This window comes from Salinispora sp. CH2A1_6, assembly GCF_056820975.1.
Genome location: NZ_JBXEDG010000003.1, coordinates 421,816 through 444,785 on the forward strand (window position 1 = coordinate 421,816; position 22,970 = coordinate 444,785).

The window sequence follows — 22,970 nt, forward strand, 5'->3', positions numbered from 1 at the left end:
GTGGCTAGCGGCATGCAGTAGAACATGTTCTACTAGCGGGAGGTGTGTGGAGTGGGGAGGGTCGATGCCGATCGCGATGACCACCGACCAGTTGGCGCTCCAGGACGCGATCCGGCAGTGGGCTGCCGGAGCCAATGTCCTGGCCACCGTACGGGCGCTGGAGGACGGCCCGTCCGCAGGGACTGATCGGCACTGGGCCGGCCTCACCGGCCTTGGCTGCTTCGCCCTGGCCGTGCCGGAGCAGCTCGGTGGTGACGGTGGCCGGGTCGGCGAGCTGGCCGCCGTGCTGGAACAGCTCACCGTCGCCCTGGTCCCCGGCCCGGTCATGCCCACCCTGCTCGCGGCTCTGACACTCGCGTCCACCGGGCCGGCACCCGTCGCGAAGAGCCTGTTGCCGGACCTTGCGGCCGGCAAGATCTCGGTCGGGGTGGCGCTCGCTCCAGGAGCGTTGACGGCCGTGCCGGTTGCCGGGGGAGCCTACCGGGTGACCGGGCAGGTCAACGCCGTACTCGGTGCGGGGAGCGCCACCCACCTGATGTTGACCGCCGGCACCGAACCCAAAGCACTGTCGTTCGTGCTCGATCCGGAGCACCCGGGGGTCCACCTCACCGCACGCACGCCGGTGGACTTCTCCCGGCCCCTGGCCGACGTGCGGTTGGCGGAAGTGCTCGTCGAGCCCGATCAGCTCCTGCCCACACCCGGGCCGGACCGACTCCGCGACTGCGCGGCGCTGCTGGCCGCGGTCGAGGCGGCAGCGGTGGCCTCCTGGTGCCTGCGCACCGCCACCGAGCATGCCAAGGTGCGGCGCCAGTTCGACCAGGCGATCGGGTCGTTCCAGGCGGTCGGGCACCTCTGCGCCGGGATGCTCTGCCGGGCGGAGCGGGCCAACGCGGTGGCCTGGGATGCGGCCCGCGCCTACGACGAGGCGCCGGAGGAGCTCCCCCTGGCCGCCGCCACGGCCGCCGCGATCGCCCTCGACGCGGCGGTGGACAACGCCAAGGACTGTATTCAGGTGCTTGGCGGGATCGGGTTCACCTGGGAACACGACGCCCACCTCTACCTGCGTCGAGCACTTGCCCTACGGCAGTTACTCGGCGGCGGTGCCCGATGGCGGCAGCGTTGCGCGGAGCTGACGTTGGCCGGGGCGCGTCGGCACGTGTGGGCGGTTGGCGACGAGTACCGTGCCGCGACGGAAGCGGCGCCGCCGCCGTCCGGAGCGGAGAGTGACGCTGACTCCGCGGACCGGTTGGCGGTACGCGCCGAGCTCCGCGCGATCGCACAGCTTCCCGAGGCCGAGCGCCGGGCCCGGCTGGCGGACGGCGGATACCTCGCACCACACTGGCCCGCGCCGTACGGGCTCGACGCCGCACCCGCCCGGCAGCTCCTCATCGACGAGGAGCTGGACCGGGCCGGCATCATCCGCCCGGACCTGGCGATCGCCGGCTGGGCCGTCCCCACGATTCTGCGCTACGGCAGTGCCGCCCAGCGGGATCGGTTCGCCGGCCCGTCCCTGCGTGGCGCGCTCACCTGGTGTCAGCTCTTCAGCGAGCCGGAGGCCGGTTCGGACCTGGCCTCGCTGCGCACCCGGGCGAACCGGGTGCCGGGTGGTTGGCGGTTGTCCGGCCAGAAGGTCTGGACGTCGCTGGCGGCCGAGGCGGACTGGGCGATCTGCCTGGCTCGTACCGATCCCACGGCGCGCAAGCATCGTGGGCTGACCTATTTCCTGGTCGACATGCGCAGCCCCGGCATCGAGATCCGTCCGCTGCGCGAGATCACCGGGCGGTCGGTCTTCAACGAGGTCTTCCTGGACGACGTCTTCGTCCCAGACGAGGGTGTGGTGGGCGAACCAGGACAGGGCTGGCGGCTGGCCCGGGCGACGCTCTCCTACGAGCGGGTCGCCATGGGGCGCGGCCCCGGATTCGGTGCCGACGTGGACCGACTGGTCCGGATGGTGGGGGCGGGTGGAGCCGCCAGTGAGCCGGGGATGCGGGAGCGCCTGGGTGGCCACATCGCGGACGGTCTCGCGGTCTCCCTGGTGGAGTGCCGGGCCACGCTACGGCAGCTCGGTGCTGGTGGAGGTGGGCCAGAGTCGGCGGTGGCCAAGCTGATCGGTGTCAACCATCGGCAGGCGGTGGCCGAGACGGCGCTGACGCTCTGCGGTCCGGACGGTGCGGCGGCCGACGGCGCGAGTGCGGAGCCAGTCCACCACTTCCTCCTCACCCGATGCCTCAGTATCGCCGGCGGAACCACCCAGATCCTGCTCTCCCTGGTGGCCGAACGCGTCCTCGGCCTGCCCCGGGCAACCGTGGGCTGACTGTGGATCAGGCCGGTCGCCGGGGGAGGAGGGAGGAACCGATGGAGGACACCGTCAACGCCGCCGCGGAGCGGATCCGGGACGCCGGTGCGGGGCCGGCCCGGCCGGCACGCGACCCGGTCAACCTACCGATGATCCGGAACTGGCTGGAGGCGATCGGCGACCGCAATCCCCGCTACGAGCAGGTCGGTCTGGCACCACCAGCGATGACGCAGGTGTGGACGATGCGCGGCCTGCACCCGGCCGCGGATCCCGCCGATCCGCTGTCGGCCATGTCCGCCGTACTTGATCAGGCCGGGTTCACCTCGGTGGTGGCGACGAACTGCGAGCAGACGTACCACCGGTATCTGCGCGACGGCGAACGGGTCGAGGTGCGCAGCCGGCTGGTAGACGTGAGCGGACCAAAACGCACGGCGCTCGGCGAGGGCTGGTTTGTCACCACCGACAGTACCTGGTACGTCGGTGCGGAGGCCGTAGCGTCGATGACCTTCCGGGTGCTCAAGTTCCGGCCGCCGGGCTCCACCGCGGCCGCTCCGGCATCCGAGCCGACTCCGGCGGCGACGTCCGAGCGGGCCCCGGCTCCGGCACCGGCACCCGAGCCGGCTCCGGCGGCGGCTGACGTGCTCCGGCCCGTCATCACCCGGGACACCGCCTTCTTCTGGGCCGGCACCGCCGCCGGCGAGCTGCGCATCCAGCGGTGCGGCGGTTGTGGTCAGCTGCGACATCCGCCGGGGCCGCTCTGCCGACAGTGCGGCGCCGACCGCCAGGACCACCAGGTCGCCCGGGGTACGGGTGAGGTCTTCAGTTTCGTGGTGCACCGCCACCCCCCGGTGCCGGGGCGGCGGTTGCCGATCGTGGTCGCGTTGGTGGAGTTGACCGAAGGGGTACGGATGGTGGGCGAGCTGCTCGGCGCAGATCCGGCGCGGGTGCGGATCGGCGCCGCGGTCCAGGTCGACTTCATACCGGTGGACACCGAGCTGACCCTGCCGGCATGGCGGCTGCTGCCATGAACATGGCGGTCGGCGTCGTTCTGCCGGAACTGCGGATCCCGGTCACCCCGACCTTCGTGATCAGCACCGCGGTCGCCACCCGGGACTTCCAGGATGTGCACCATGATCGGGACCAGGCCGTTCGGCGGGGCTCGAAGGACATCTTCCTCAACATTCTGACCACGACCGGACTGGTGCAGCGGTACGTGACCGACTGGGCGGGAGTGACAGCGATGGTGCACCGCATCGCTATCCGGCTCGGGGCGCCCTGCTACGCGTACGACACGCTCGTCCTGACCGGTCAGGTGACGCAGGTGTCGGCGACAGGGTGTGTGGTGGCCGTGGTGGGGCGGGTTACCGGGGGCGATCACGTCACCGGGCAGGTTGAGGTCGGGAGGCTTCCGTGATCTCGGGAAGAGCGGCGATCGTCGGGGTCGGCGAGACGGAGTTCTCCAAGAACTCCGGCCGCAGCGAGCTCCAACTGGCGGTGGAGGCGGTTCGTGCCGCACTCGTTGACGCCGGGCTGGCGCCGGCCGATGTCGACGGTCTGGTGACCTTCTCCATGGACAGCACCGCCGAGATCGCCCTGGCCCGGGAGATCGGTGCCGGGGAGCTGGGCTTTTTCAGTCAGGTCGGCTACGGCGGCGGCGCCGCCTGCGCCACGGTGCAGCAGGCGGCCCTGGCGATCAGCGCCGGGGTGGCGCGGGTCGTGGTGTGTTACCGCGCGCTCAACGAGCGCTCCGGCCGCCGCTTCGGCCGGGTGTCGCGGGACGTCTCGAGCGCACCGACCAGCTCCGGCGTCGACAATGGCTGGCACTACCCGATGGGGTTGGGCACCCCGGCCGCTACCGTGGCCATGGTCGCCCGGCGCTACCAGCACGTCTTCGGGGCCACCGGGGAGGACTTCGGCCGGGTGGCGGTGGCTGCGCGCCGGCATGCCGCGACCAACCCGCGAGCCTGGTTCTTCGAACGACCGATCACCCTCGCCGACCACCAGGCGTCCCGGTGGATCGCCGAGCCGCTTCGGCTCCTGGACTGCTGTCAGGAGAGTGATGGAGCGGTTGCCGTGGTGGTGGCCGGCGTCGAGCAGGCCGCCGACCTGCGGCAGCCCCCCGCGGTGATTACCGCTGCCGCGCAGGGCAGCGGCGCGGATCAGTACATCATGACCAGTTACTACCGCGACACCCTGACGGGCCTACCGGAGCTCGGCGTGGTCGGGCGGCAACTCTGGGAGCAGTCCGGTCTCGTCCCCGAGGAGGTGCGGGTCGCGGTGTTGTATGACCACTTCACCCCGTACGTCCTGATGCAGTTGGAGGAACTGGGGTTCTGTCCGCCGGGCGAGGCACGGCACTTCATCGCCGACGGCGCGATCGAACTGGGCGGTCGGCTCCCGGTCAACCCGCACGGTGGGCAGCTCGGGGAGGCCTACATCCATGGGATGAACGGCATCGTGGAGGCGGTCCGGCAGGTCCGGGGAAGTTCGGTCAACCAGGTCGCCGAGGCCGGCCCGGTGCTGGTGACCGCCGGCACCGGCGTACCGACCAGCGGCCTCCTGCTCGGGCGCTCAACTGGTTGAATCACGCGGATGACGCGTTTGTATCCCGAGATCGAACCCTTCGCGGCTGGCGTGCTCGACGTCGGGGACGGCCACCTCGTCTATTGGGAGAGCTGCGGCAACCCACTCGGCAAGCCAGCGCTGGTGTTGCACGGTGGCCCCGGTTCCGGCGCCAGTGCGGGCTGGCGGCGGTTCTTCGATCCGGCCGTCTACCGGATAGTCCTGTTCGACCAGCGGGGGTGCGGGCGCAGCACACCGGACGCGGGCGACGTGCGAACCGACCTGTCGACCAACACCATGCCGCACCTGCTGGCCGACATCGAAAAGCTGCGCGAACACCTGAACATCGACCGGTGGTTGCTGCTCGGCGGATCGTGGGGCAGCGCGCTCGGCCTTGGCTACGCCCAGCGGCACCCCGATCGAGTCACCGAGATGGTGTTGTTCAGCGTCGTCACCAGCACCCCGGCTGAGCATCGGTGGATCACCCGTGACCTCGGACGGATCTTTCCCGAACAGTGGGACAGATTCCGGGATGCGGTACCGGCCGCCGAACGCGACGGCAACCTGCCCGCCGCCTACGCCCGGCTGCTGGCCAGTCCGGACGAGACGGTACGGGACCGCGCCGCCCGCGCCTGGTGCGCCTGGGAGGACGCAATCGTCTCGAACCTACCCGGCAGTGGACCCGACCCCCGGTTCGAGGACCCGGCGTTCCGGATGACCTTCGCCCGCCTTGTCACCCACTACTGGGCACACGACGGTTGGTTCGCCGACGGCGAGTTGCTGGCAGGTGCACACCGGCTCGCCGGAATTCCCGGTGCGCTGGTGCACGGCCGGCTCGACCTGGGCAGCCCGGTGGACGTCCCGTGGCAACTGTCCAAGGGCTGGCCCACCGCGCGGTTGGAGCTGGTTGACGAGGCCGGTCACGGCGCCGGACACGGTGTCGGAGACGCGGTCGTCAGCGCCCTGGACCGCTTCGGCGCCTCCGGTCACGACTGAGTGCCGATGACCGCCTCCGCGAGCCGGGCGAGATGCGCCCGCGGGTGCCCGAAGAGGTGAGCTGCCCCGTGGGCCCGTTTGAAGTAGCGGTGCGCGTCGTGTTCCCAGGTGATGCCGATGCCGCCGTGTAGCTGGATCATCTGCGCGGCGGCCTGCTCCAGCGCCTCGGCGCAGTGGACCGCGGCCCCGGCGGCGAGCAGGTGGGCGTCGGGTGCGTCGGAGTCGAGGCTCGACACCGCCGCGTACGACAGGGAGCGAGCGCTCTCCACCGCGACGTGCAGGTCGGCCAACCGGTGCGCGATCGCCTGGAAGGCGCCGATCGGCCGGCCGAACTGCACCCGGCTCAGCGCGTACGCCACGGTCAGCTCCACCGCCCGGGTAGCCGCACCGACCTGCTCGGCGCTGAGCGCGACGCAGGCGATGTCCCGGACCCGCTCCAGCGGGTTCACCTCGCCCAGCTGACGACCGGTTGCCCCGTCGAGCACGACCACCCCCAGCCGGCGAGTCAGGTCCACGGTGGTGACCGGGCGTCGTCGGACGCCGGCAGCGTCTGGATCCACCTCGAAGAGTCGGACCCCCGCGGAGGTGCTCGCGGCGACCAGCAGCACGTCGGCCAAGGGGGCGTCGAGCACGTAGTGCGCCTCGCCGGTGAGCCGGCCGCCCTTCGTCGCGGTGAACGCGGGCCGGTGTGGATCCCAGTCGCCGTGCTGGTCGGTCCAGGCGAGCGCGGCCAGCCGTTCTCCGCCGACAAGGTCGGGCAGGATCCGGCGGCAGGCCGCCTCGTCCCCGCTGTGCAGCAGGGCCTGGCTGGCGAGGACCGCGCAGCCGAGCATCGGCGCGGGGGTGAGGGTACGGCCCAACTCGTCTAGCACGATATGGGCCTCGCCCAGGCCGGCACCGAGCCCACCGAACCGTTCGGGTACGGCGAGCCCCGCCACTCCGATCTGGCCACACAGCACCTGCCAGAGCTCGGCGTCGTCTCCCGCCGTCGACTCGGTCAGTTCGGCGATGGACCGGTTGGCGGTGTGCCGGGACAGCACACCGCGGACGCTCATCCGTAGGGCTTGCTGCTCCGTCGTCATGTCAGAGCTCCAGTGGCCAGTGCGGTCCGGATCCGATCGCGGTGCCAGGACTGGGTGCCCCAGGTCCGAGCCAGCGCCCAGATTCTGGTCAGCCAGGAGTCGAGGCCGGACTCCCGGGCGTACCCGATCGCCCCGTGCACCTGCAGCGCGGTGCGGGCCGCCCGCTGGGCGGCGTCGGCGCAGGCCACCTTCGCGGCGGAGACGTCGCGGGCAGCCGTGGGTGGGTGATCGGCGAGGGCGACGGCGGCGGCGTACAGCAGCGGCCGGGCGAACTCGAGGCCGATCGCCACGTCGGCGAGCTGGTGCTTGACCGCCTGGAACTGCCCGATCGGCTGGCCGAACTGGGTGCGTTGGCCGGCGTACCGCAGGGTCGTCTCGAGCAGGGCGTGGCCGGCTCCGAGCAGCTGCGCCGCGCAGGCCAACGCGCCGGCGTCGAGGGCGTGGGCGACAGCCGGGCCGACGGCCGGACCGGTCGCCAACAGCGCTCCGTCGGCCACCTCGGCCAGTCGTCGGGTGCCGTCCACCGAGCGCAACCGTGGCCCCGGCACCCCACGGCGCAGCGTCTGCTCATCCGCCCGGAGCACCAGGGACGCGACATCAGCGTCCGTCGCGTACGGCACGTGCGGCGGGACGGCGAGCGTCCCGATCACCTCACCGTTGGCGAGCCGGGGCAGCCAGGTCTCGCAGAGCGCGTCGTCGCCGAGCGTCGTGAGCAAGATGGGTAGGGCAGCGATGGACTCGGCGGCCGGACCGGGCAGGGCGTGGTGCCCGAGCTCCTCGCATGCGACGACGAGGTCCGCCGGGTGCGCGGCCACGCCACCCCACCGTGCCGGCACCGCCAGACCGGTCACGCCGAGCTCCGCCAGCCGGCGCCAGAGCGCCTGCCCGGCGGCCGGGTCACCGGCGGTCCACTTCCGGGCAACGGCGGGAATGTCCGCTTCGGTCAACATCGCGTGTATGGCGGCGGCGAACTGCTGTTGCTCCGCGGAGGGGGTTAGCTTCATCGTCGATCCCGCGGCAGGCCGAGTACCCGTTCGGCGATCACTGTGCGCTGGATCTCGTTGGTGCCGGCATAGATCGGACCGGCCAGAGAGAACAGGTAGCCGTCCAGCCAGGCCTCCGCGCCGCCGGCATCGCCCGCCCGGCCCACCGAATCCGTCCGGAGACCGCCCGTTTCGGCGTACGGCCCGAGCAGGTCGAGCGCCACCTCGTGCAGGGCGACGTCCAGTTCGGACCAGAAGACCTTGGTCATGCTGGCGGCGTGGCCACTGTCCCGCAACGCCGTCGCACCGGCCTGCGCTGGTCGATCGGATCGGCCGGGGGATGGCGGTGGCTCTGACGTCCGGTCGGCGGCCTCCCGGGTAGCCGTGCCGTAGCTGTGCAGCTGGTACGCCCGGGCGGCGATCCAGCCGGCGACGACGCGGTCGGACAGCGCCGGGTCGGCGGCGTGCGCACCGGCTCGGCGCCACAGCCGCACGAGCCGCTCGGCGGCGGCGGTGAAGCGTCCCGGACTGCGCAGTGACAGCCCGCGCTCGTGGCCCGCGGTGCTCATCGCGACGCGCCAACCCTGGTCTACCTCGCCGAGCACGTCAGCGTCGGACACGAACACCTGGTCGAGGAAGATCTCGGCGAAGCCGGCCGCACCGCCTACCTGTTGGATCGGCCGGACCGTGACGCCCGCGGCGCGGAGGTCGAACATCAGGTAGGTCAGGCCGCGGTGACGGTCCGCTCCGGTGCGGAAGAGCCCGAACGCGTGATCGGCCTGTGCCGCCCGGGTGCTCCAGGTCTTCTGCCCGGACAGGAGCCACCCACCGTCGGTGCGTACCGCACGGGAGCGGATCCCGGCCAGGTCGCTGCCGGCCTCCGGCTCCGACCAGGCCTGCGCCCACACGTCATCGGCCCGCGCCATTCGGGGCAGCAGGCGAGCCCGCTGCGCGGCCGTACCGTGGGTGAACAGGGTTGGGGCCAAGAGGAAGAGGCCGTTCTGGTTGATCCGGACCGGAGCCCGCGCGCGGTGGTACTCCTCCTCGAAGATCAGCCACTGCAGGGGTGAGACATCGCGTCCACCGTAGGTGGTGGGCCAGGACACCACCGACAGCCCGGCCGTGGCGAGGCGTCGCTCCCACGCCCGGTGGGCCCGGTCACCCTCGGGGGTGTCCACGGGCGGCAACGGGGTGGCGGGCACGTTCGTGGCCAGCCACGACCGGACCTCCGCCCGGAACGCGTGGGTCTCGTGGTCGAGGTCGAGGTTCATCGTGCCGACCGAACTCACGACCTGGACCTCGCCTTCATGCTTGCGGCGTCCATTCCGGCCAGCGAGTCGCCGGCCACCTCCGCGTTGTGCGCGTGTGCGAGGTGGTGCAGACCGAAGGCGGCGTCCATCGCCGAGCGCATTCCCATGAGATCCTCTGCCTGGTTGACGGCCCGTTTGGTCAGGGCCAGTCCGAAGCGGGGCATCTCGGCGATTCGTTGCGCGAGACCGAGGGTGTGTGAGTGCAGCTCCGCGCGGGGGACGACCCGGTTGACCATGCCGACCTCGTATGCGCGCCGGGCATCGAATCGGTCCCCGGTGAAGAGGATCTCCTTGGCGAAGCGGGGGCCCAACGTCCATGGATGGGCGAAGTACTCCACACCCGGGATACCCATGCGGACCACGGGGTCGGCGAAGTATGCGTCCTCGGCCGCGATGATCAGGTCGCAGACCCAGGCGAGCATGAGCCCGCCGGCGAGGCAGGCCCCCTGCACCATCGCGATGGTTGGCTTCGGAAGCTCCCGCCAGCGCCGGCACATGCCAAGGTAGACCTCCATCTCCCGGGCGTACCGCTGGTCGGCACCGGACCGGCCGACGTGGTCCCACCAGAGCACCGCCCGGCGCTCGAAGCTCTTCTCGACGTCTCGGCCGGGTGAGCCGATGTCGTGGCCCGCGGAGAAGTGCTCACCGGCTCCGGCGAGCACGATGACCGCGACCGAGTCGTCATTCACGGCCGTGGTGAAAGCGGAGTCGAGGGCATAGGTCATTGCCGAGTTCTGGGCGTTTCGGTAGCGGGGCCGGTTCATTGTGATCACCGCGGTTGCGCCCTGGCGTTCGAGTCGTACCAACTCGTCCTCTGTCACTGGGCTGCCTCCTGCCGAAGCACCTGCTCGAGTGGTTTGTCGGTCGGGTCGGGTGGCGTGGTTTCCTGTTCTGCTCGGCGTTCCATCGACACCTCCTCACGCAAGCAAGTGCTTGGTAGGGTGAGCCTACGCGCGCTTCGGGAGGTGACACCAGTGCACGACGACGAGTTCCGGCGGGCGGTGCGCGCCTGGCTGGCGGAGAATGTCAGCGCTGAGCTGCGGGGGGCGGGTGGACCGGGCCGGGAGCACGAGGCATACCGCGAACGGCTGGCGTTCAACCGCCGGCTGGCCGCCGCCGGTTGGACGTGTCTCGGCTGGCCGGTCGAGCACGGCGGTCGGGGCGCGACGCTCGCCCAACAGGTCGCCTTCCACGAGGAGTACGCCCGGGCCGGTGCCCCGGCGCGCGTCGGCCACCTGGGTGAGGAGCTGCTCGGCCCGACATTGATCGCCTACGGTACGCCGGAGCAACGCCGGCGCTTCCTACCCGGGATTCGCGCTGTCGAACAGCTGTGGTGCCAGGGGTACTCCGAACCGGGGGCAGGGTCTGATCTCGCCGCCGTGGCGACCCGAGCCCGACTCGTCGGCGACGAGTGGATTATCGATGGGCAGAAGGTGTGGACCTCGCTGGCGCACGTGGCGCACTGGTGCTTCCTCCTGGCCCGGACCGAGCCCGCCGGCACCGGGCCACGCCAGGCCGGGCTCTCCTATCTGCTGGTGCCGATGCGGCAACCCGGCGTTACGGTGCGGCCCATCCGCCAGCTGACCGGTACCTCGGAGTTCAACGAGGTCTTCTTCGACGGCGCGCGCACCGCGCGGGACATGGTGGTCGGCGAGGTGGGCCAGGGGTGGCGGGTGGCGATGGGCACCCTCGCGTTCGAGCGGGGCGCGGCGACGCTCGGCCAACAGGTCGGGTTCCAGCGGGAGCTGGACCGTCTGGTGGCGCTCGCCCGGCACACCGGCGTCGCCGGGGAGCCCGAGCTGCGCGACCGGCTTGCCCGCGCCGCTGTCGGGCTCTGGGCGCTGCGCGCGCACACCCTACGGACGATGGTCGAGGCGGACCAGTCGGGCTCCGCGCAGGGAGCATCCGCGGTGAAGCTGCTCTGGTCGCGGTGGCATCAGCAGCTCGGCGAGTTGGCGATGCAGGTGCGCGGTGCGGCGGGAACGGTTGCCCAGGATGCCCCCTACGACCTGGACGACTGGCAGCGCCTCTTCCTGTTCGGTCGCGCGGAAACGATCTACGGCGGGTCGGACGAGATCCAACGGGGCATCATCGCCGAACGGGTTCTCGGTCTACCGCGGCAGGCCCGCGGATGAGGCCCCCGGGCCCGACGCCGCCGCTTCGCCCGGCCGGTCGGGAACTGCTCGCGGAAAAAGTGGTGGCGGTGACCGCGGCGGCGGGATCCGGGATCGGGACGGCTGTGGTGGAGCGCTGCCTGGACGAGGGGGCACTCGTCGTGATCAGCGACCGGCATCTCCGGCGGCTCGCCGAGAGCCACGAACGGCTCTCGGCTGACTACCCGGGCCGGGTTCGGTCGGTACCGTGCGACGTGACCGACGAGCGAGCGGTCGAGGGGTTAGTCAACGCCGCCGTGGCCGATTTTGGGCGACTGGACGTAGTGATCAACAACGCCGGGCTCGGTGGCACCGCGTCGGTCCTGGAGATGACCGACGACGAGTGGTCGCGGGTGCTGGACGTGACTCTGACCGGCACCTTTCGCTGTACGCGGGCAGCGGTACGGCAGATGCTGGCGCAGGGCCACGGTGGTGTGGTGGTCAACAACGCGTCGGTGCTGGGCTGGCGGGCCCAGGCCGGTCAGGCGCACTATGCGGCGGCCAAGGCGGGGGTGATGGCGTTCACCCGGTGTGCAGCGCTGGACGTGGCACCCCACGGCATTCGCGTCAACGCCGTGGCGCCCAGCCTCGCCATGCACCCCAACCTGTCGAAGGTGACCAGTGCGGACCTGCTCGCCGAGCTCACCGGCCGGGAGGCGTTCGGCCGGGCGGCGCAGCCCTGGGAGATCGCGGCCGTCATCGCCTTCCTCGCCAGCGACTACGCCTCCTATCTCACCGGTGAGGTGGTGTCGGTCAGTAGCCAGCATCCCTGAGTGCACCCGACGGCGGACGTCGCCGCCGGAGGGGTCAGAGGCGCTCGATGATGGTCGCGGTGGACATGGCGCCACCGGCGCACATCGTGATCAACGCGGTGCGGGTGGCGGTTCGCTCCAACTCGTGTAGGGCGGTGGTGAGAAGTCGGGCCCCGGTGCTGCCCACCGGATGTCCGAGGGCGATCGCGCCTCCGTTGACGTTCACCTTCTCCGGGTCGGCGCGGTGGGTCGACAGCCAGGACAGCACGACGGCGGCGAACGCCTCGTTGACCTCGAACCGATCGATATCCTCGATCTTCATGCCGGCGCGGGCCAGCACGCGTTCGGTCGCCTGCACGGGGCCGTCCAGGTGGTAGTAGGGCTCGGCGCCGACCAGGCACTGGGCGACGATCCTGGCCCGTGGGCGGAGCCCGAGCGCGCGGGCCCGATCCGCCTCCATCAGCAGTACCGACGCGGCGCCGTCGGAGATCTGCGACGAGGTGCCGGCGGTGTGCAGCCCGCCCTCGACCACCGGTCGCAGTCGGTTCAGCGCCGCGAGGGTGGTGTCCCGCAGGCCCTGGTCCCGCTCCACCGTGCGGGTGTCTCCGGTTGGCTGCCCCTCGCTGTCGAGGACCGGCGCGGTCACCGGTACGACCTCGCGGTCGTAGTGCCGCTGCGCCCAGGCCCGAGCGGCGTTGGCCTGCGAGCGGACGCCGAACTCGTCCACCGCCGTGCGGGACAGTCCTCGCCGGACGGCGATCCGTTCGGCGGCGACGTACTGGTTGGGTAGGTCGATCTCCCACGAGGCCGGCCGGGGTGTGCCGGCGTCAACGCCGAGATTCGCGCGGAGCGGTACCCGGCTCATCGCCTCGACACCACAGGCGATGCCGACCTCGATGGCGTCGGTGGCGATGAGCCCGGCGACCAGATGTGCGGCGTGCTGGGAGGAACCGCACTGGGCGTCGATGGTGAGACAGCCCGTCCGGTACGGCAGGCCGGCGTGTAGCCAGGCGGTGCGGGTGATGTTGTTGGACTGCTCGCCGCCCTGGGTGACGCACCCACCGATGACCTGCTCGACGGTGTCCGGGTCGAGGTCTGCATGGGTGACGAGGGCGCGTTGTGCCGCGCCGAGCAGCTCGGCGGCGTGCAGCCCCGCCAGCCAGCCGCCCCGTTTGCCGATCGGTGTGCGAACCGCGTCAACGATCACCGGAGTGCCCATTGCACCGTCCCTTCGGAGAGCGAACGTGCTCCGCGCCGGAGCTCACGCTGCGTTGTCGAAACAACATGTGATCTGTTTCAATATTAGAACAGGTTACAGTAGGAGGTTCGATGACTGAGCCGCGTATTCCAGTGGGATTTGACTTCACCGACCCCACCGTCCTGGAGCGCCGGGTGCCTCGGGAGGAGTTCGCCGAGCTGCGCCGGACGGCCCCGGTCTGGTGGAACGTCCAACCAAGGGGCTCGGCCGGTTTCGACGACGACGGGTACTGGGTGGTCACCCGGTACGCCGATGTCATGGCGGTGTCTCGGGACAGCGAAACCTACTCGACCCGGGAGAACACCGCGATCGCCCGATTCCAGCCGGGCACGACCCGCGCGGATCTCGAGATGCAGCGGGTCATCATGCTCAACGTCGACCCGCCGGAGCACACCAAACTACGGGCCATCGTGTCCCGCGGCTTCACTCCCAGAGCGATCCACGCGTTGCGCGGGTCGCTGGCGGAGCGGGCCGAGCGCATCGTGCGGGACGCGGCCGTGCGTGGCACCGGTGACTTCGTCACCGACGTCGCCTGTGAACTGCCGCTGCAGGCGATCGCGGAGCTGATCGGGGTGCCACAGCACCACCGCCGGAAGGTCTTCGACTGGTCGAACCAGTTGATCGGCTACGACGATCCGGCGTACGGCGTGGATCCCATGGCCGCCGCCGCCGAGCTGCTCGGGTACGCGATGGAGATGGCCGACGAGCGGCAGCGCAACCCGAGCGACGATCTGGTGACCAAGCTGGTCAACGCGCAGATCGACGGAGAGCACCTGACCACTGACGAATTCGGCTTCTTCGTGATGCTCCTGGCGGTAGCGGGCAACGAGACGACCCGGAACGCGATCACCCACGGCATGTTGGCCTTCCTCGAGCACCCAGAACAGTGGGAACTGTTCAAGGCCGAGCGTCCCCGCAGCGCGGTCGAGGAGATCATCCGCTGGGCGACCCCGGTGAACGTCTTCCAACGCACCGCGTTGGTCGACACCACCCTGGGCGGACAGGCGATCTCCGCCGGCCAGCGGGTAGCGCTCTTCTACGGGTCGGCCAACTTCGACGAGTCGGTGTTCGAGGAGCCGGAACGGTTCGACATCACCCGTAGCCCCAATCCGCACCTGGGGTTCGGCGGTAGTGGTGTGCACTTCTGCCTGGGTGCGAACCTCGCCCGCCTGGAGATCGAACTGATCTTCAACTCGATCGCCGACCACATGCCGGACATCCGCAAGGTGGCCGATCCGCAGCGGCTGCGGTCGGGCTGGATCAACGGGATCCGAGAGATGCCGGTGCGGTATCGCTGACCGGGGGCCCGGCTCGCGGCCGGGCCCCCGTACGGGTCAGGAGTGCGCGGCGAGGAACCGGTCCATGCAGCGTTCGGCGTTCGCGGTGATGGTCAGGGAAGGGTTGGCCAGGCAGGCCGTACCCGGCAGGATCGATCCGTCGACACAGTAGAGGTTGGGGTAGTCGAGGCTACGACCGCCGAAGTCGGTCGCCTTGCCCATGACCATGCCACCCAATGGGTGCCAGGTGTTCGCCGCGCCGAGCCCGGTGCCGATGCCCCGGGCGTAGGTCGGTAGGCCGTGCAGGAGGTATCCCTTGCGGCCCTCGGTCTCCCACCACAACCGGGTAACCAGGTCAATTGCCGCCTTCTCGGAGGTGGTCTCCAGCGCCCCGTACGGCCAGTGCACCTTGCCGGTCCCGGTATCCGGGTCGTAGCGGATCTCGCCTCGTTCCGGAGCCATGCTGGTCACCAGGTGCGCGGTGGTACGCGGCATCCAACGGGGAACCGGTGCCGCCTCCCACGCCATCGAGGTGGGCGCGTACGGGTTGTCCTCGTCGATGTACTTGACGTTACCCGGACCGCCCTGGGCGTGGCCGACGTCCTTTCGTAGGTTGATCCGGGTCACCAGGAAGTCGCCGTTGTTGCCCCAGCCCTTACCCACCTCCTGGTTGACCAGGCGGGGGAGCCCGCCCTTGGCCCGGGAGGTGAGCAGCAGCGAGGTGGTGTAGACGGAGCCGGCCGCCATGAACAGGTAGTCACAGACGAAGGTCTTGGTGGAGAGGACCGTGCCGTGCTCGTCGATCTGGCGGCACCTGATCTCGAACTTGTCCTGGCCGGACACCTCATGGATGTCGGTCACCTCGTGTAACGCCAGTGTGGTCACGTTGCCGGTCGCGGCGGCCCAGGCGAGGTAGTTGCGGTCCACGCTGTTCTTCGCCCCGGAGTTGCTGCCGTACGGGCCCTCGCCGATTGTGTGGCAGGGCACGGCGTCGCCGGCGAGTTCGGCGCGGACCACGTCCCAGTCCACGGCGAACGGGATGGGCAGGGGGGTCTGCTTGAACTCCGACAGGTAGTCGAGCCAGGCGCGGGCTCCCCGGTAGGGACCGGTGCTCTGCACGTCCTCGGGGATCGGCGCGGCGCCGAGGCGTTGCCGAGCCCGGGGCCAGTAGACATTGTTCATCTCGTCGAAGCTGATCTCGGCCGGGTACGCCTGCTCCCACTCGCTGCGCCGCGGCTGCGGTAGGAACATCCCGATGGCGAGGGAGCCACCGCCTACTCCGGTTCCGCTCAGCACCGAGATGCCATCTCCGTCGTGGCGGGCGATCAAACCAGCGCGTTTCTCAATTGCCGCGCCGAGGTTGATGCCCAGTGGTGGGCGGTCCAGGAACCAGCCACACCGCCAGTCCGGCTCATTGATGCTGCAGAACGTGGTGCCGGAGCCGTCCACATCCCAGCGGCGACCCCGCTCCAGCACGGTGGTGACCACTCCGGCCTGGCCGAGTCGGTAGGCGGCGACCGCCCCGCCGAAGCCACTACCAATGACCACGGCGGTCTTTCCCGCCAACGCGGGTACCGGACCACCCGCCTGGGCTACCTGCTGGCCCAGGGCGGCTCCGGCGACGGCGGCGCCGGCGCCGAGCGTGGTGGCCCGGAGTAGGCCACGTCGGGAAAGGCTCGTACCTGTCATGCTCGGCCCCTTCAATCGTTGGTCGTGATCGGTGTCCGATGCCCATTGGTGGCGTCGGGCGTGCGCCGACCGTCCCTCGGCTCAGGTCTCCCGCCTGGTGGTGACCGGCTCGCGGTGTCGATCGCGATCGACCGCCAGGTCGGTGACAGAGTCGCCGGTGGCTGGCGGCCGACCCCGCTCGTGGCGACCGTCGCCGGGGTTAACCCGGTCGCGGTGGTCACCGCCAATCAGGTCGGAGGGGGAGTGGTTCTCGGGCTGGCGTTGGAGGCCCCGTGCGCCAATCCCCATTAAATCCACGTATGTCAATCTATGGTGTACTCTCCGCGCCGTCAACGCCTCGGGTTCAGACCCGTGCGGCGGTTGGTTCGGGCCGCCGCGGCACCCACTGGGATCAGGCGGCGGGGAGTGTCTCGCCGGCCGAGCCGTCCTGGTCCTCCAGCTCGGTCGAGGTGAGGGCGGCCCCGATCGCCCGAAGTTGGGCGGTGGCACCGCCCAACCGGAACTCGTGGTGCTTCGCGGCGAGAAAGTAGCGGTGTAGTTGGTGGTCAAGGTCGATACCCACGCCGCCGTGGAGGTGAACGGCGGTGTGCGCGACCCGGTGCCCGGCGTCGGCAGCCCAGAACTTGGCTGTCGCCACCTCGGTTGGGCAGGGGAGTCCTTCGGCGAGCCGCCAGGCCGCCTGCCAGAGCGTGAGCCGGATCGCCTCGACATCGATGTAGGTGTCGGCGAGCCGCTGCGCCACCGCCTGGAAGGTGCCGATCGGGCGACCGAACTGGGTCCGGTTGCGGACGTACTCCGCGGTCAACTCCAGCGCCCGCTCGGTCACGCCGAGTTGGACGGCGCAGGATCCGATGGTGGACCGGGTGGTGAGCCAGGCGGCGATGGCGTCGCCGTCCGCGACCGTGCCGAGCAGGCGGTCGTCGGGAAGGGTTACCCGGGCCAGGTCCAGCCAGCCGGCCCCCTCGCCCCCCGCCACCTGCTGCGGCTCCACGGTAACCCCGGGGTCGTCCGGGCAGACGAGGAAGACCGCGGTCCTGCGGCCGAACTTGGCCGGGACCAGCACCAGGTCGGCCTCCGGCGCGGCTGGCACGGTCGTCTTCGTCCCGGTCAACACCCAATGGCCGGCGACGCGTTCGGCACCCACCTCGCCCTCCGCGAGGGCGGCGGTCAGGACGGTGGCCCCTTCCCGGGCGGGAATGACCCACCGCGTGACCTGCTGGTCGTCACCGAAGGTGGCCAGTCCGGCCGCCGCCGTCACGATGCTGGACAGGTAGGGCACGGGGGCGACGCTCCGGCCCACCTCGACCAGAACGCCGCACTGCTCCATCAGGCCGAGCCCGTTGCCGCCCGCCCGGTGGGGCAGTGCGGCGGCGAGCACCCCGGCTGTGGCGAGCTCCCGCCAGAGTGGTCGGTCCAGGCAGGTGTCCTTCGCCTCGAGGTCCCGGAGCCGGTCCGTGGTGACCTGGTCGGTGAGGATCTGCCGGGTCAGCCGGGTGAGGTCGCGGTGGCTCTCGCTTGGGGCGAATCTCATGACCACTCCTGCCGTTGGGTGCGCCGACGGGCCGCTGGCAGACCCAGGCCGACGGTGGCGATGATGTCTCGCTGCACCTCGTTGGTGCCGCCGCCGAAGGTGAGGATCAGGGCGGAGCGATGCAGCCTCTCCACCCGCCCGCGCAGCAAGGCACCGCGGGAACCCTGCCGTACCGCCGCGTTCGTGCCGAGCACCTCCATGAGCAGCCGGTACGCTTCGATGGCGAATTCGGTCCCGTAGACCTTGGTGGCCGAGGCGGCGGCCGGGTCGAGGCCGCTGGCTGACTCGGCGGCGAGTCGCCAGTTGTAGACCTTGAGGAACTCGGCCTTGGCGTGCACCCGGGCCAGGTGCAGCTGGACCCACTCCTGGTCGATGACCCGTCTCCCGCCCGGCAGGCTGGTGGCGAGGGCCCAGTCCCGCACCTCCCGTAACGCGTGTCGGATCGGGGCGGCCGAGGTGAGCGCGACCCGCTCGTGGTTGAGCTGGTTGGTGATCAGGGGCCAGCCCTGGTTCTCCACGCCCACCAGCGCGGAGCGCGGTACCCGGACATCGGTGTAGTAGGTGGCGCTGGTGGTCGGTCCGGCGACGGTGCGCACCGGAGTCCACGAGAAGCCCGGCGAGTCGGTTGGCACGACGAGGATTGACAGGCCCTCGTGCGGGGCGGCCTCCGGTGCCGTGCGGCAGGCCAGCCAGACGTGGTCCGCGTACTGGACGAGGCTGGTCCACATCTTCTGGCCGTTGACCAGATAGGTCTCACCGTCGCGGACCGCGGTGGTGCGCAGGGCGGCCAGGTCGGTGCCCGCCTCCGGTTCGGAGTAGCCAATCGAGAAGTGCAGCTCGCCGGCGGCGATCCGGGGTAGGTACTCGGCGCGTTGTCGCTCGGTGCCGAAGCGCATCAGCGTCGGTCCGATGGTGTTGATGGTCAGAAACGGAACCGGCACCCCCGCGACCGCCGCCTCGTCGGTGAAGATGAGTTGATCCAGCATGGACCGGTTGCCACCGCCGTACTCCCGGGGCCAGCCGAGCGTCAGCCAGCCATCCTGGCCCAGGCGTCGCACGATGTCGCGGTAGACCTTGCCGTCTCCGTACTCGCCATCGGTCATGGTGAGTGCCTCGCGGACCTCGGGGCTCATCAGCTCAGCGAAGTACGCGCGCAGTCGGGAACGGAGTTGTTGTTGTTCGACCGAGTAGGAGAGGTGCATAGCGCTGCCCCATTCGGTTAGATTTATAACGCGTTCTAGCATAACGGAGGAGGCGAAGATGAGCGAGGCTTACCTTGTCGACGCGGTGCGTAGCCCGGTGGGGCGGCGCGGTGGTGGGCTGGCCGACATGCACCCCGCAGACCTCGGCGGTCAGGTCATCGCGTCCCTGCTGGACCGAGTGGGGGTTGACCCGGCCGCGGTTGATGATGTCGTCCTCGGGTGCGTGGACACCCTCGGGCCCCAGTCCGGTGACATCGCCCGGACGGCTTGGCTGGCGGCAGGCCTGCCGGAGGAGGTGCCCGGGGTGACCGTCGACCGACAGTGTGGCTCGTCTCAACAGGCGGTGCACTTCGCCGCCCAGGCTGTTCTGGCCGGCACCGCAGACCTGGTGGTCGCCGGTGGGGTCCAGAGCATGAGTCAGGTGCCGATCGCGAGCGCGATGGCCCCGCACGGCCCGTACGCCGGCTCCGTCGGGTGGGCGGCTCGCTATGGCGAGGAAGAGATCTCCCAGTTCCGCAGCGCGGACCTCATCGCCGCCCGGTGGGGGATCACTCGTCCCGAGCTGGAACGGTACGCGTTGCTCAGTCACGAGCGGGCGGTCCGCGCCCGGGAATCGGGACGGTTCGCCGCTGAGATCGTGCCCTGTGCCGGCTGCGCGGTCGACGAGTGCCCGCGACCCGATACCTCCCTGGCGGCGATGGCCACCCTTACCCCACTACGTCCCGACGGGACGACCACCGCGGCTCTCGCCAGCCAGCTCGCCGACGCGGCCAGCGTCGTGCTGGTCGCCTCCGAGCGGGGACTTCGGGTGCATGGGCTGTCGCCCCGGGCCCGCGTCCACCATCTCAGCGCCCGCGGCGACGACCCGGTGCTGATGCTGACCGCGCCGATTCGGGCAACCGAGGTCGCGTTGCGGCGGGCCGGGATGACGCTCGACCAGATCGACCTGATCGAAATCAACGAGGCGTTCGCCAGCGTGGTGCTCGCCTGGCTGCGCGAAACCGGTGCGGACCTGGATCGGGTCAATGTCAACGGTGGGGCGATCGCCCTTGGGCATCCGCTCGGTGCGACCGGTGCACGGCTGATGACCACCCTGCTGCACGAGCTGGATCGTTCCGGCGGCCGGTACGGGTTGCAGACCATGTGCGAGGGGGGTGGCCAGGCGAACGTCACCGTCATCGAGCGGTTGTAAGCCGGCAAAGGCAGCCATCTGCCTCGACCATGATCCGGTCGATGAGCTCCGCGCACGAGGGCAGGTCGTCGATGAGCCCCACCACCTGCCCGGCAGCCATCACCCCGAGGTCGGCCCGGCCGTCCACCATCGCCGCCCGGAGGAGGACCGGGGTGTTGGCGGCCATCAGGGTCTGGGACCAGGAGAGTTCGCGGCTGCGTCGGGTGGCGAGGCCGTCCCGAATCAGGGTCGACCACGGCATCGCGGTGTGTCGGCGCAGCGCGAGGGCCCGGCCGAGTGCGCTGGCGAGGGTGCTGATGCGGCCCGATCGTTCGAGCCGGTCCACGAACCGGGTCCGGAGAACCCGGTGCGGTACGCCGTCGACCTGCGTGGTGACGACGGTGTCGGTGGGGCCGCTGTCGAGATAGGTCTGTTTCACTGCGGCCCCGACCGAGCTGTCGCTGGTCAACAGGAACCGGGTGCCCATGGCGATTCCCGCCGCGCCGTAGGCGAGGGCTGAGACCAGGCCGCGGCCGTCGAAGAAGCCACCCGCCGCGACCACCGGTATGTCGACCGCGTCCACCACCTGGGGTAGGAGCAGGCTGGTGGGCACCGTCCCCGTGTGCCCACCACCCTCGCCCCCCTGGACCAGGACGGCGTCGGCCCCCCAGCCGGCCACCTTCTCCGCGTGCCGGAGGGCGCCGACGGAGGGGATGGTGATCACCCCGGCGTCGCGGAGCCGGCTGATGAGGTCGCGGCGCGGCGCGAGCGCGAACGAGACGACCCGGACCGACTCCGCGATGACCAACTCGATCCGCTCCCGCACGTCCGTCGCGTCTGCGCGCAGGTTGACCCCGAACGGCGCGGAGGTGCACCGACGCACCTCGTGGATCGCGGAGCGTAACTCGTCGAGGTTCATCGTGGCCGAGGCGATGATGCCGAGGCCGCCAGCCTGGGCTGTCGCCGCGGTCAGCCGGGCACCCGAGACATAGCCCATGCCGGTCTGCACGATGGGGTACCGGACGCCGACCAGCTCGGTCAGTGGGGTGCGCAGTGCCGGGTGCATGGCGGTCTCCCTGTCGTTACCGGGCAGGAACAGCCGGACGGGCGTCGGGGATTCACCGACCCAGTTCGTGATCTCGTAACCCAGCCGGATCCAGTAGATCGCGGATGAGTCGCAGCTCGTGATCGCTGGGGGTCCTGGTCTCCGGTAGTTGATCCGGTAGCTGCAACGGGAAGCCGGTCGCGGCCACGACCTCGTCCACGCTGACGCCGGGGTGTACCGAGCGCAACCGCATCCCCCGATCTGGTGACGGGAAGTCGAGGACCGCCTTGTCCGTCACCACCATCCGGATCTCGTGGAACCGGTTGCCCGGGGGACCGAGGGCGGCGGCCCGGTCGTAGCCGATGCCGGAGACCATGTCGACCCGCTCCACGAAGACCCGTCGGGTGTGGCGGGGCACCCAGTAGCTGGTGGGATGGTTGATGGTGTTCCCCGGGGCGCCGCGTACCCCGAGCAGCTGGGCGGTGGGCTGTGCCCAGGAGCCGATGCAGGAGATGTTCTGGTTGCCGTACCGGTCCAGCTGGCTGGCGCCCATCATCACGTGGCGACGACCGGCGGCGGCGATGCCGAGCACCGCGCGGTAGGGAAGCCACCCCTCGGCCCCGTCGTCGCCGACCAACGTGGCCTCGCCGTCGCTGAGCACCAGGTCGGGAGCGAAGGTGTGGCGGGCCAACTGGGCGCCCAGTCGGGGGATCAGTCCGATCCCGCTGGCGAGGATCTCGCCGTCGCCCCGCCACGCCTCGGCGCAGGCGACGATGCAGACCTCGACGCGGCTGGCCCCGGTCACGACACGGCTCGCTGGTAGTGGGCCTCATCCGCATCGAGGTAGCGAGCCCGGAACCGGCTCCAGGCCTGCGGGCTGGCGGCGGCTTCCGCGTACTCACGCTGGAACGCCTCGTCGCGGTCGTAGTCCGGCACGCAGCTGGTGAAGTGTGCGCCACGCGGGGTCTCGATGACGCCGCTGACCATCATTCGGCTGATCAGGAGGCGCTGCGCCGGGCCGCCGGAACGTAGCTCGGCCGGGTCTACCAACCGCTCGCAGGAGATGAAGCTCCGGGCGGCGGCGAGGCAGAAGAGGTCATCGAAGTATGGGTCCGGACCCAGGTACTGCCCATTGCCCTGGCGGTCGGCCCGGTTCAGGTGTACGAGTGCGACATCCAGGGTGAGGGCCGGCATCGCCACCAGCTCTTCGCCGTCGGAGTAGGGGGACCGCACCGTACGGAGTTCGGGGTTCACCCGCAGGACATCGGAGCCCAGCCCGGCGCGGATCGGCAGGTAGGGAAGTCGCCGAGCGGCGGCGAGCAGTCCCCAGTGCAGCATCCCCTCGTCCAACTCGGTCAGCTCGACGGCCCCCTGCTGCCGGGCTCGTCGAAAGTGGGGCTCGAGGGGGATGCTGTCGAGGGAGACGAATCCGGTCACCACTCGCCGCACCCGCCCCGCCGCCACCAACAGGCCGATATCAGGTCCGCCATAGGACACGACGGTGAGATCGGTGAGGGCGGATCGTGCGATGGCCCGGACCAGCGCCATCGGCTTCCGTCGTGACCCCCAACCTCCGATGCCGATCGTCATGCCGGAGCGCAGCTCGCCGACCACCTCCGCGATGCTCATTACCTTGTCGGCCATGGGTCGGGCCCCCTCCCTC

Annotated in this window: 20 protein-coding genes; 9 read left to right on the forward strand and 11 right to left on the reverse strand. The window is 70.6% G+C overall.

The genetic code is table 11. From position 1 onward, the window contains the following. The first annotated feature begins 64 nt into the window (after nt 1-64). Genes AC1UKG_RS06770 through pip form a run of 5 tightly spaced genes read left to right on the forward strand, consistent with a single transcriptional unit; the run spans nt 65 to nt 5,854 of the window. Nucleotides 65-2,314 carry an acyl-CoA dehydrogenase family protein gene (locus AC1UKG_RS06770; RefSeq protein WP_018813423.1) on the forward strand — a complete coding sequence of 750 codons (2,250 nt, stop codon included), beginning with the start codon at nt 65-67 and terminating at the stop codon, nt 2,312-2,314. Between the two features lie 41 nt (nt 2,315-2,355). After that, nucleotides 2,356-3,324 carry an OB-fold domain-containing protein gene (locus AC1UKG_RS06775; RefSeq protein WP_018742193.1) on the forward strand — a complete coding sequence of 323 codons (969 nt, stop codon included), beginning with the start codon at nt 2,356-2,358 and terminating at the stop codon, nt 3,322-3,324. Next, on the forward strand, nt 3,321-3,710 hold the full coding sequence (locus AC1UKG_RS06780) for a MaoC/PaaZ C-terminal domain-containing protein (protein ID WP_018742194.1): 390 nt from the start codon (nt 3,321-3,323) through the stop codon (nt 3,708-3,710). Before AC1UKG_RS06775 ends, AC1UKG_RS06780 begins: the two co-directional genes overlap by 4 nt. Beyond that, complete coding sequence (locus AC1UKG_RS06785; RefSeq protein ID WP_482642241.1) at nt 3,707-4,879, forward strand: lipid-transfer protein; 1,173 nt, start codon at nt 3,707-3,709, stop codon at nt 4,877-4,879. Before AC1UKG_RS06780 ends, AC1UKG_RS06785 begins: the two co-directional genes overlap by 4 nt. A 9-nt stretch (nt 4,880-4,888) precedes the next feature. Continuing rightward, nucleotides 4,889-5,854 (forward strand): prolyl aminopeptidase, encoded by a 966-nt coding sequence (gene pip / locus AC1UKG_RS06790; protein ID WP_482642240.1) that lies wholly within the window; start codon nt 4,889-4,891, stop codon nt 5,852-5,854. Here pip and AC1UKG_RS06795 read toward each other — a convergent pair. From AC1UKG_RS06795 to AC1UKG_RS06810, 4 genes are read right to left on the reverse strand one after another with little or no spacing between them, the layout of a single operon-like run. After that, on the reverse strand, nt 5,845-6,936 hold the full coding sequence (locus AC1UKG_RS06795; RefSeq protein ID WP_018742197.1) for an acyl-CoA dehydrogenase family protein: 1,092 nt from the start codon (nt 6,934-6,936) through the stop codon (nt 5,845-5,847). The genes pip and AC1UKG_RS06795 overlap by 10 nt on opposite strands. Beyond that, nucleotides 6,933-7,940: an acyl-CoA dehydrogenase family protein gene (locus AC1UKG_RS06800; protein ID WP_482642239.1), complete on the reverse strand. Its 1,008-nt coding sequence runs from the start codon at nt 7,938-7,940 to the stop codon at nt 6,933-6,935. Before AC1UKG_RS06800 ends, AC1UKG_RS06795 begins: the two co-directional genes overlap by 4 nt. Continuing rightward, on the reverse strand, nt 7,937-9,208 hold the full coding sequence (locus AC1UKG_RS06805; RefSeq protein WP_029122917.1) for an acyl-CoA dehydrogenase family protein: 1,272 nt from the start codon (nt 9,206-9,208) through the stop codon (nt 7,937-7,939). The genes AC1UKG_RS06800 and AC1UKG_RS06805 overlap by 4 nt, the downstream gene beginning before the upstream one ends. Beyond that, nucleotides 9,205-10,050, reverse strand: coding sequence for an enoyl-CoA hydratase (locus AC1UKG_RS06810; protein WP_029122916.1), 846 nt, complete (start codon nt 10,048-10,050; stop codon nt 9,205-9,207). The genes AC1UKG_RS06805 and AC1UKG_RS06810 overlap by 4 nt, the downstream gene beginning before the upstream one ends. A gap of 153 nt (nt 10,051-10,203) precedes the next feature. On the opposite strand from AC1UKG_RS06810, the gene AC1UKG_RS06815 reads away from it, so the two are divergent. Beyond that, a complete protein-coding gene (locus AC1UKG_RS06815; RefSeq protein ID WP_018813419.1) occupies nt 10,204-11,364 on the forward strand; it encodes an acyl-CoA dehydrogenase family protein in 1,161 nt (386 codons plus the stop codon). After that, nucleotides 11,361-12,155 (forward strand): SDR family oxidoreductase, encoded by a 795-nt coding sequence (locus AC1UKG_RS06820; protein WP_026271139.1) that lies wholly within the window; start codon nt 11,361-11,363, stop codon nt 12,153-12,155. The genes AC1UKG_RS06815 and AC1UKG_RS06820 overlap by 4 nt, the downstream gene beginning before the upstream one ends. Before the next feature lie 34 nt (nt 12,156-12,189). Here AC1UKG_RS06820 and AC1UKG_RS06825 read toward each other — a convergent pair whose 3' ends face one another. Beyond that, a complete protein-coding gene (locus AC1UKG_RS06825; RefSeq protein ID WP_029122914.1) occupies nt 12,190-13,353 on the reverse strand; it encodes a steroid 3-ketoacyl-CoA thiolase in 1,164 nt (387 codons plus the stop codon). A 110-nt stretch (nt 13,354-13,463) separates the two neighbouring features. Between AC1UKG_RS06825 and AC1UKG_RS06830 the strand changes: the two genes are divergently transcribed. Then, on the forward strand, nt 13,464-14,690 hold the full coding sequence (locus AC1UKG_RS06830) for a cytochrome P450 (protein ID WP_026271138.1): 1,227 nt from the start codon (nt 13,464-13,466) through the stop codon (nt 14,688-14,690). Nucleotides 14,691-14,726: 36 nt separating this feature from the next. Here AC1UKG_RS06830 and AC1UKG_RS06835 read toward each other — a convergent pair whose 3' ends face one another. The 3 genes from AC1UKG_RS06835 to AC1UKG_RS06845 form a co-directional block, all read right to left on the reverse strand. Further along, entirely contained in the window at nt 14,727-16,358 is a 1,632-nt protein-coding gene (locus AC1UKG_RS06835; protein ID WP_475889366.1) for a GMC oxidoreductase, read from the reverse strand. A gap of 391 nt (nt 16,359-16,749) precedes the next feature. Further along, nucleotides 16,750-17,889: an acyl-CoA dehydrogenase family protein gene (locus AC1UKG_RS06840; RefSeq protein WP_482642238.1), complete on the reverse strand. Its 1,140-nt coding sequence runs from the start codon at nt 17,887-17,889 to the stop codon at nt 16,750-16,752. Continuing rightward, nucleotides 17,886-19,091: an acyl-CoA dehydrogenase family protein gene (locus tag AC1UKG_RS06845; protein WP_029122911.1), complete on the reverse strand. Its 1,206-nt coding sequence runs from the start codon at nt 19,089-19,091 to the stop codon at nt 17,886-17,888. Before AC1UKG_RS06845 ends, AC1UKG_RS06840 begins: the two co-directional genes overlap by 4 nt. 58 nt (nt 19,092-19,149) lie before the next feature. Between AC1UKG_RS06845 and AC1UKG_RS06850 the strand changes: the two genes are divergently transcribed. Further along, nucleotides 19,150-20,283 carry an acetyl-CoA C-acetyltransferase gene (locus AC1UKG_RS06850; RefSeq protein WP_018813416.1) on the forward strand — a complete coding sequence of 378 codons (1,134 nt, stop codon included), beginning with the start codon at nt 19,150-19,152 and terminating at the stop codon, nt 20,281-20,283. Here AC1UKG_RS06850 and AC1UKG_RS06855 read toward each other — a convergent pair. The 3 genes from AC1UKG_RS06855 to AC1UKG_RS06865 are packed head-to-tail and all read right to left on the reverse strand — an operon-like array spanning nt 20,267 to nt 22,951. Continuing rightward, the gene (locus tag AC1UKG_RS06855) at nt 20,267-21,355 is read right to left on the reverse strand and encodes an NAD(P)H-dependent flavin oxidoreductase (RefSeq protein WP_482642269.1); all 1,089 of its coding nucleotides are present in this window, start codon (nt 21,353-21,355) and stop codon (nt 20,267-20,269) included. The genes AC1UKG_RS06850 and AC1UKG_RS06855 overlap by 17 nt on opposite strands. A gap of 25 nt (nt 21,356-21,380) precedes the next feature. Continuing rightward, a complete protein-coding gene (locus AC1UKG_RS06860) occupies nt 21,381-22,112 on the reverse strand; it encodes a CoA-transferase (protein WP_018742211.1) in 732 nt (243 codons plus the stop codon). Next, nucleotides 22,109-22,951 (reverse strand): CoA-transferase, encoded by an 843-nt coding sequence (locus tag AC1UKG_RS06865; protein ID WP_018742212.1) that lies wholly within the window; start codon nt 22,949-22,951, stop codon nt 22,109-22,111. Before AC1UKG_RS06865 ends, AC1UKG_RS06860 begins: the two co-directional genes overlap by 4 nt. Nucleotides 22,952-22,970 lie beyond the last annotated feature (19 nt).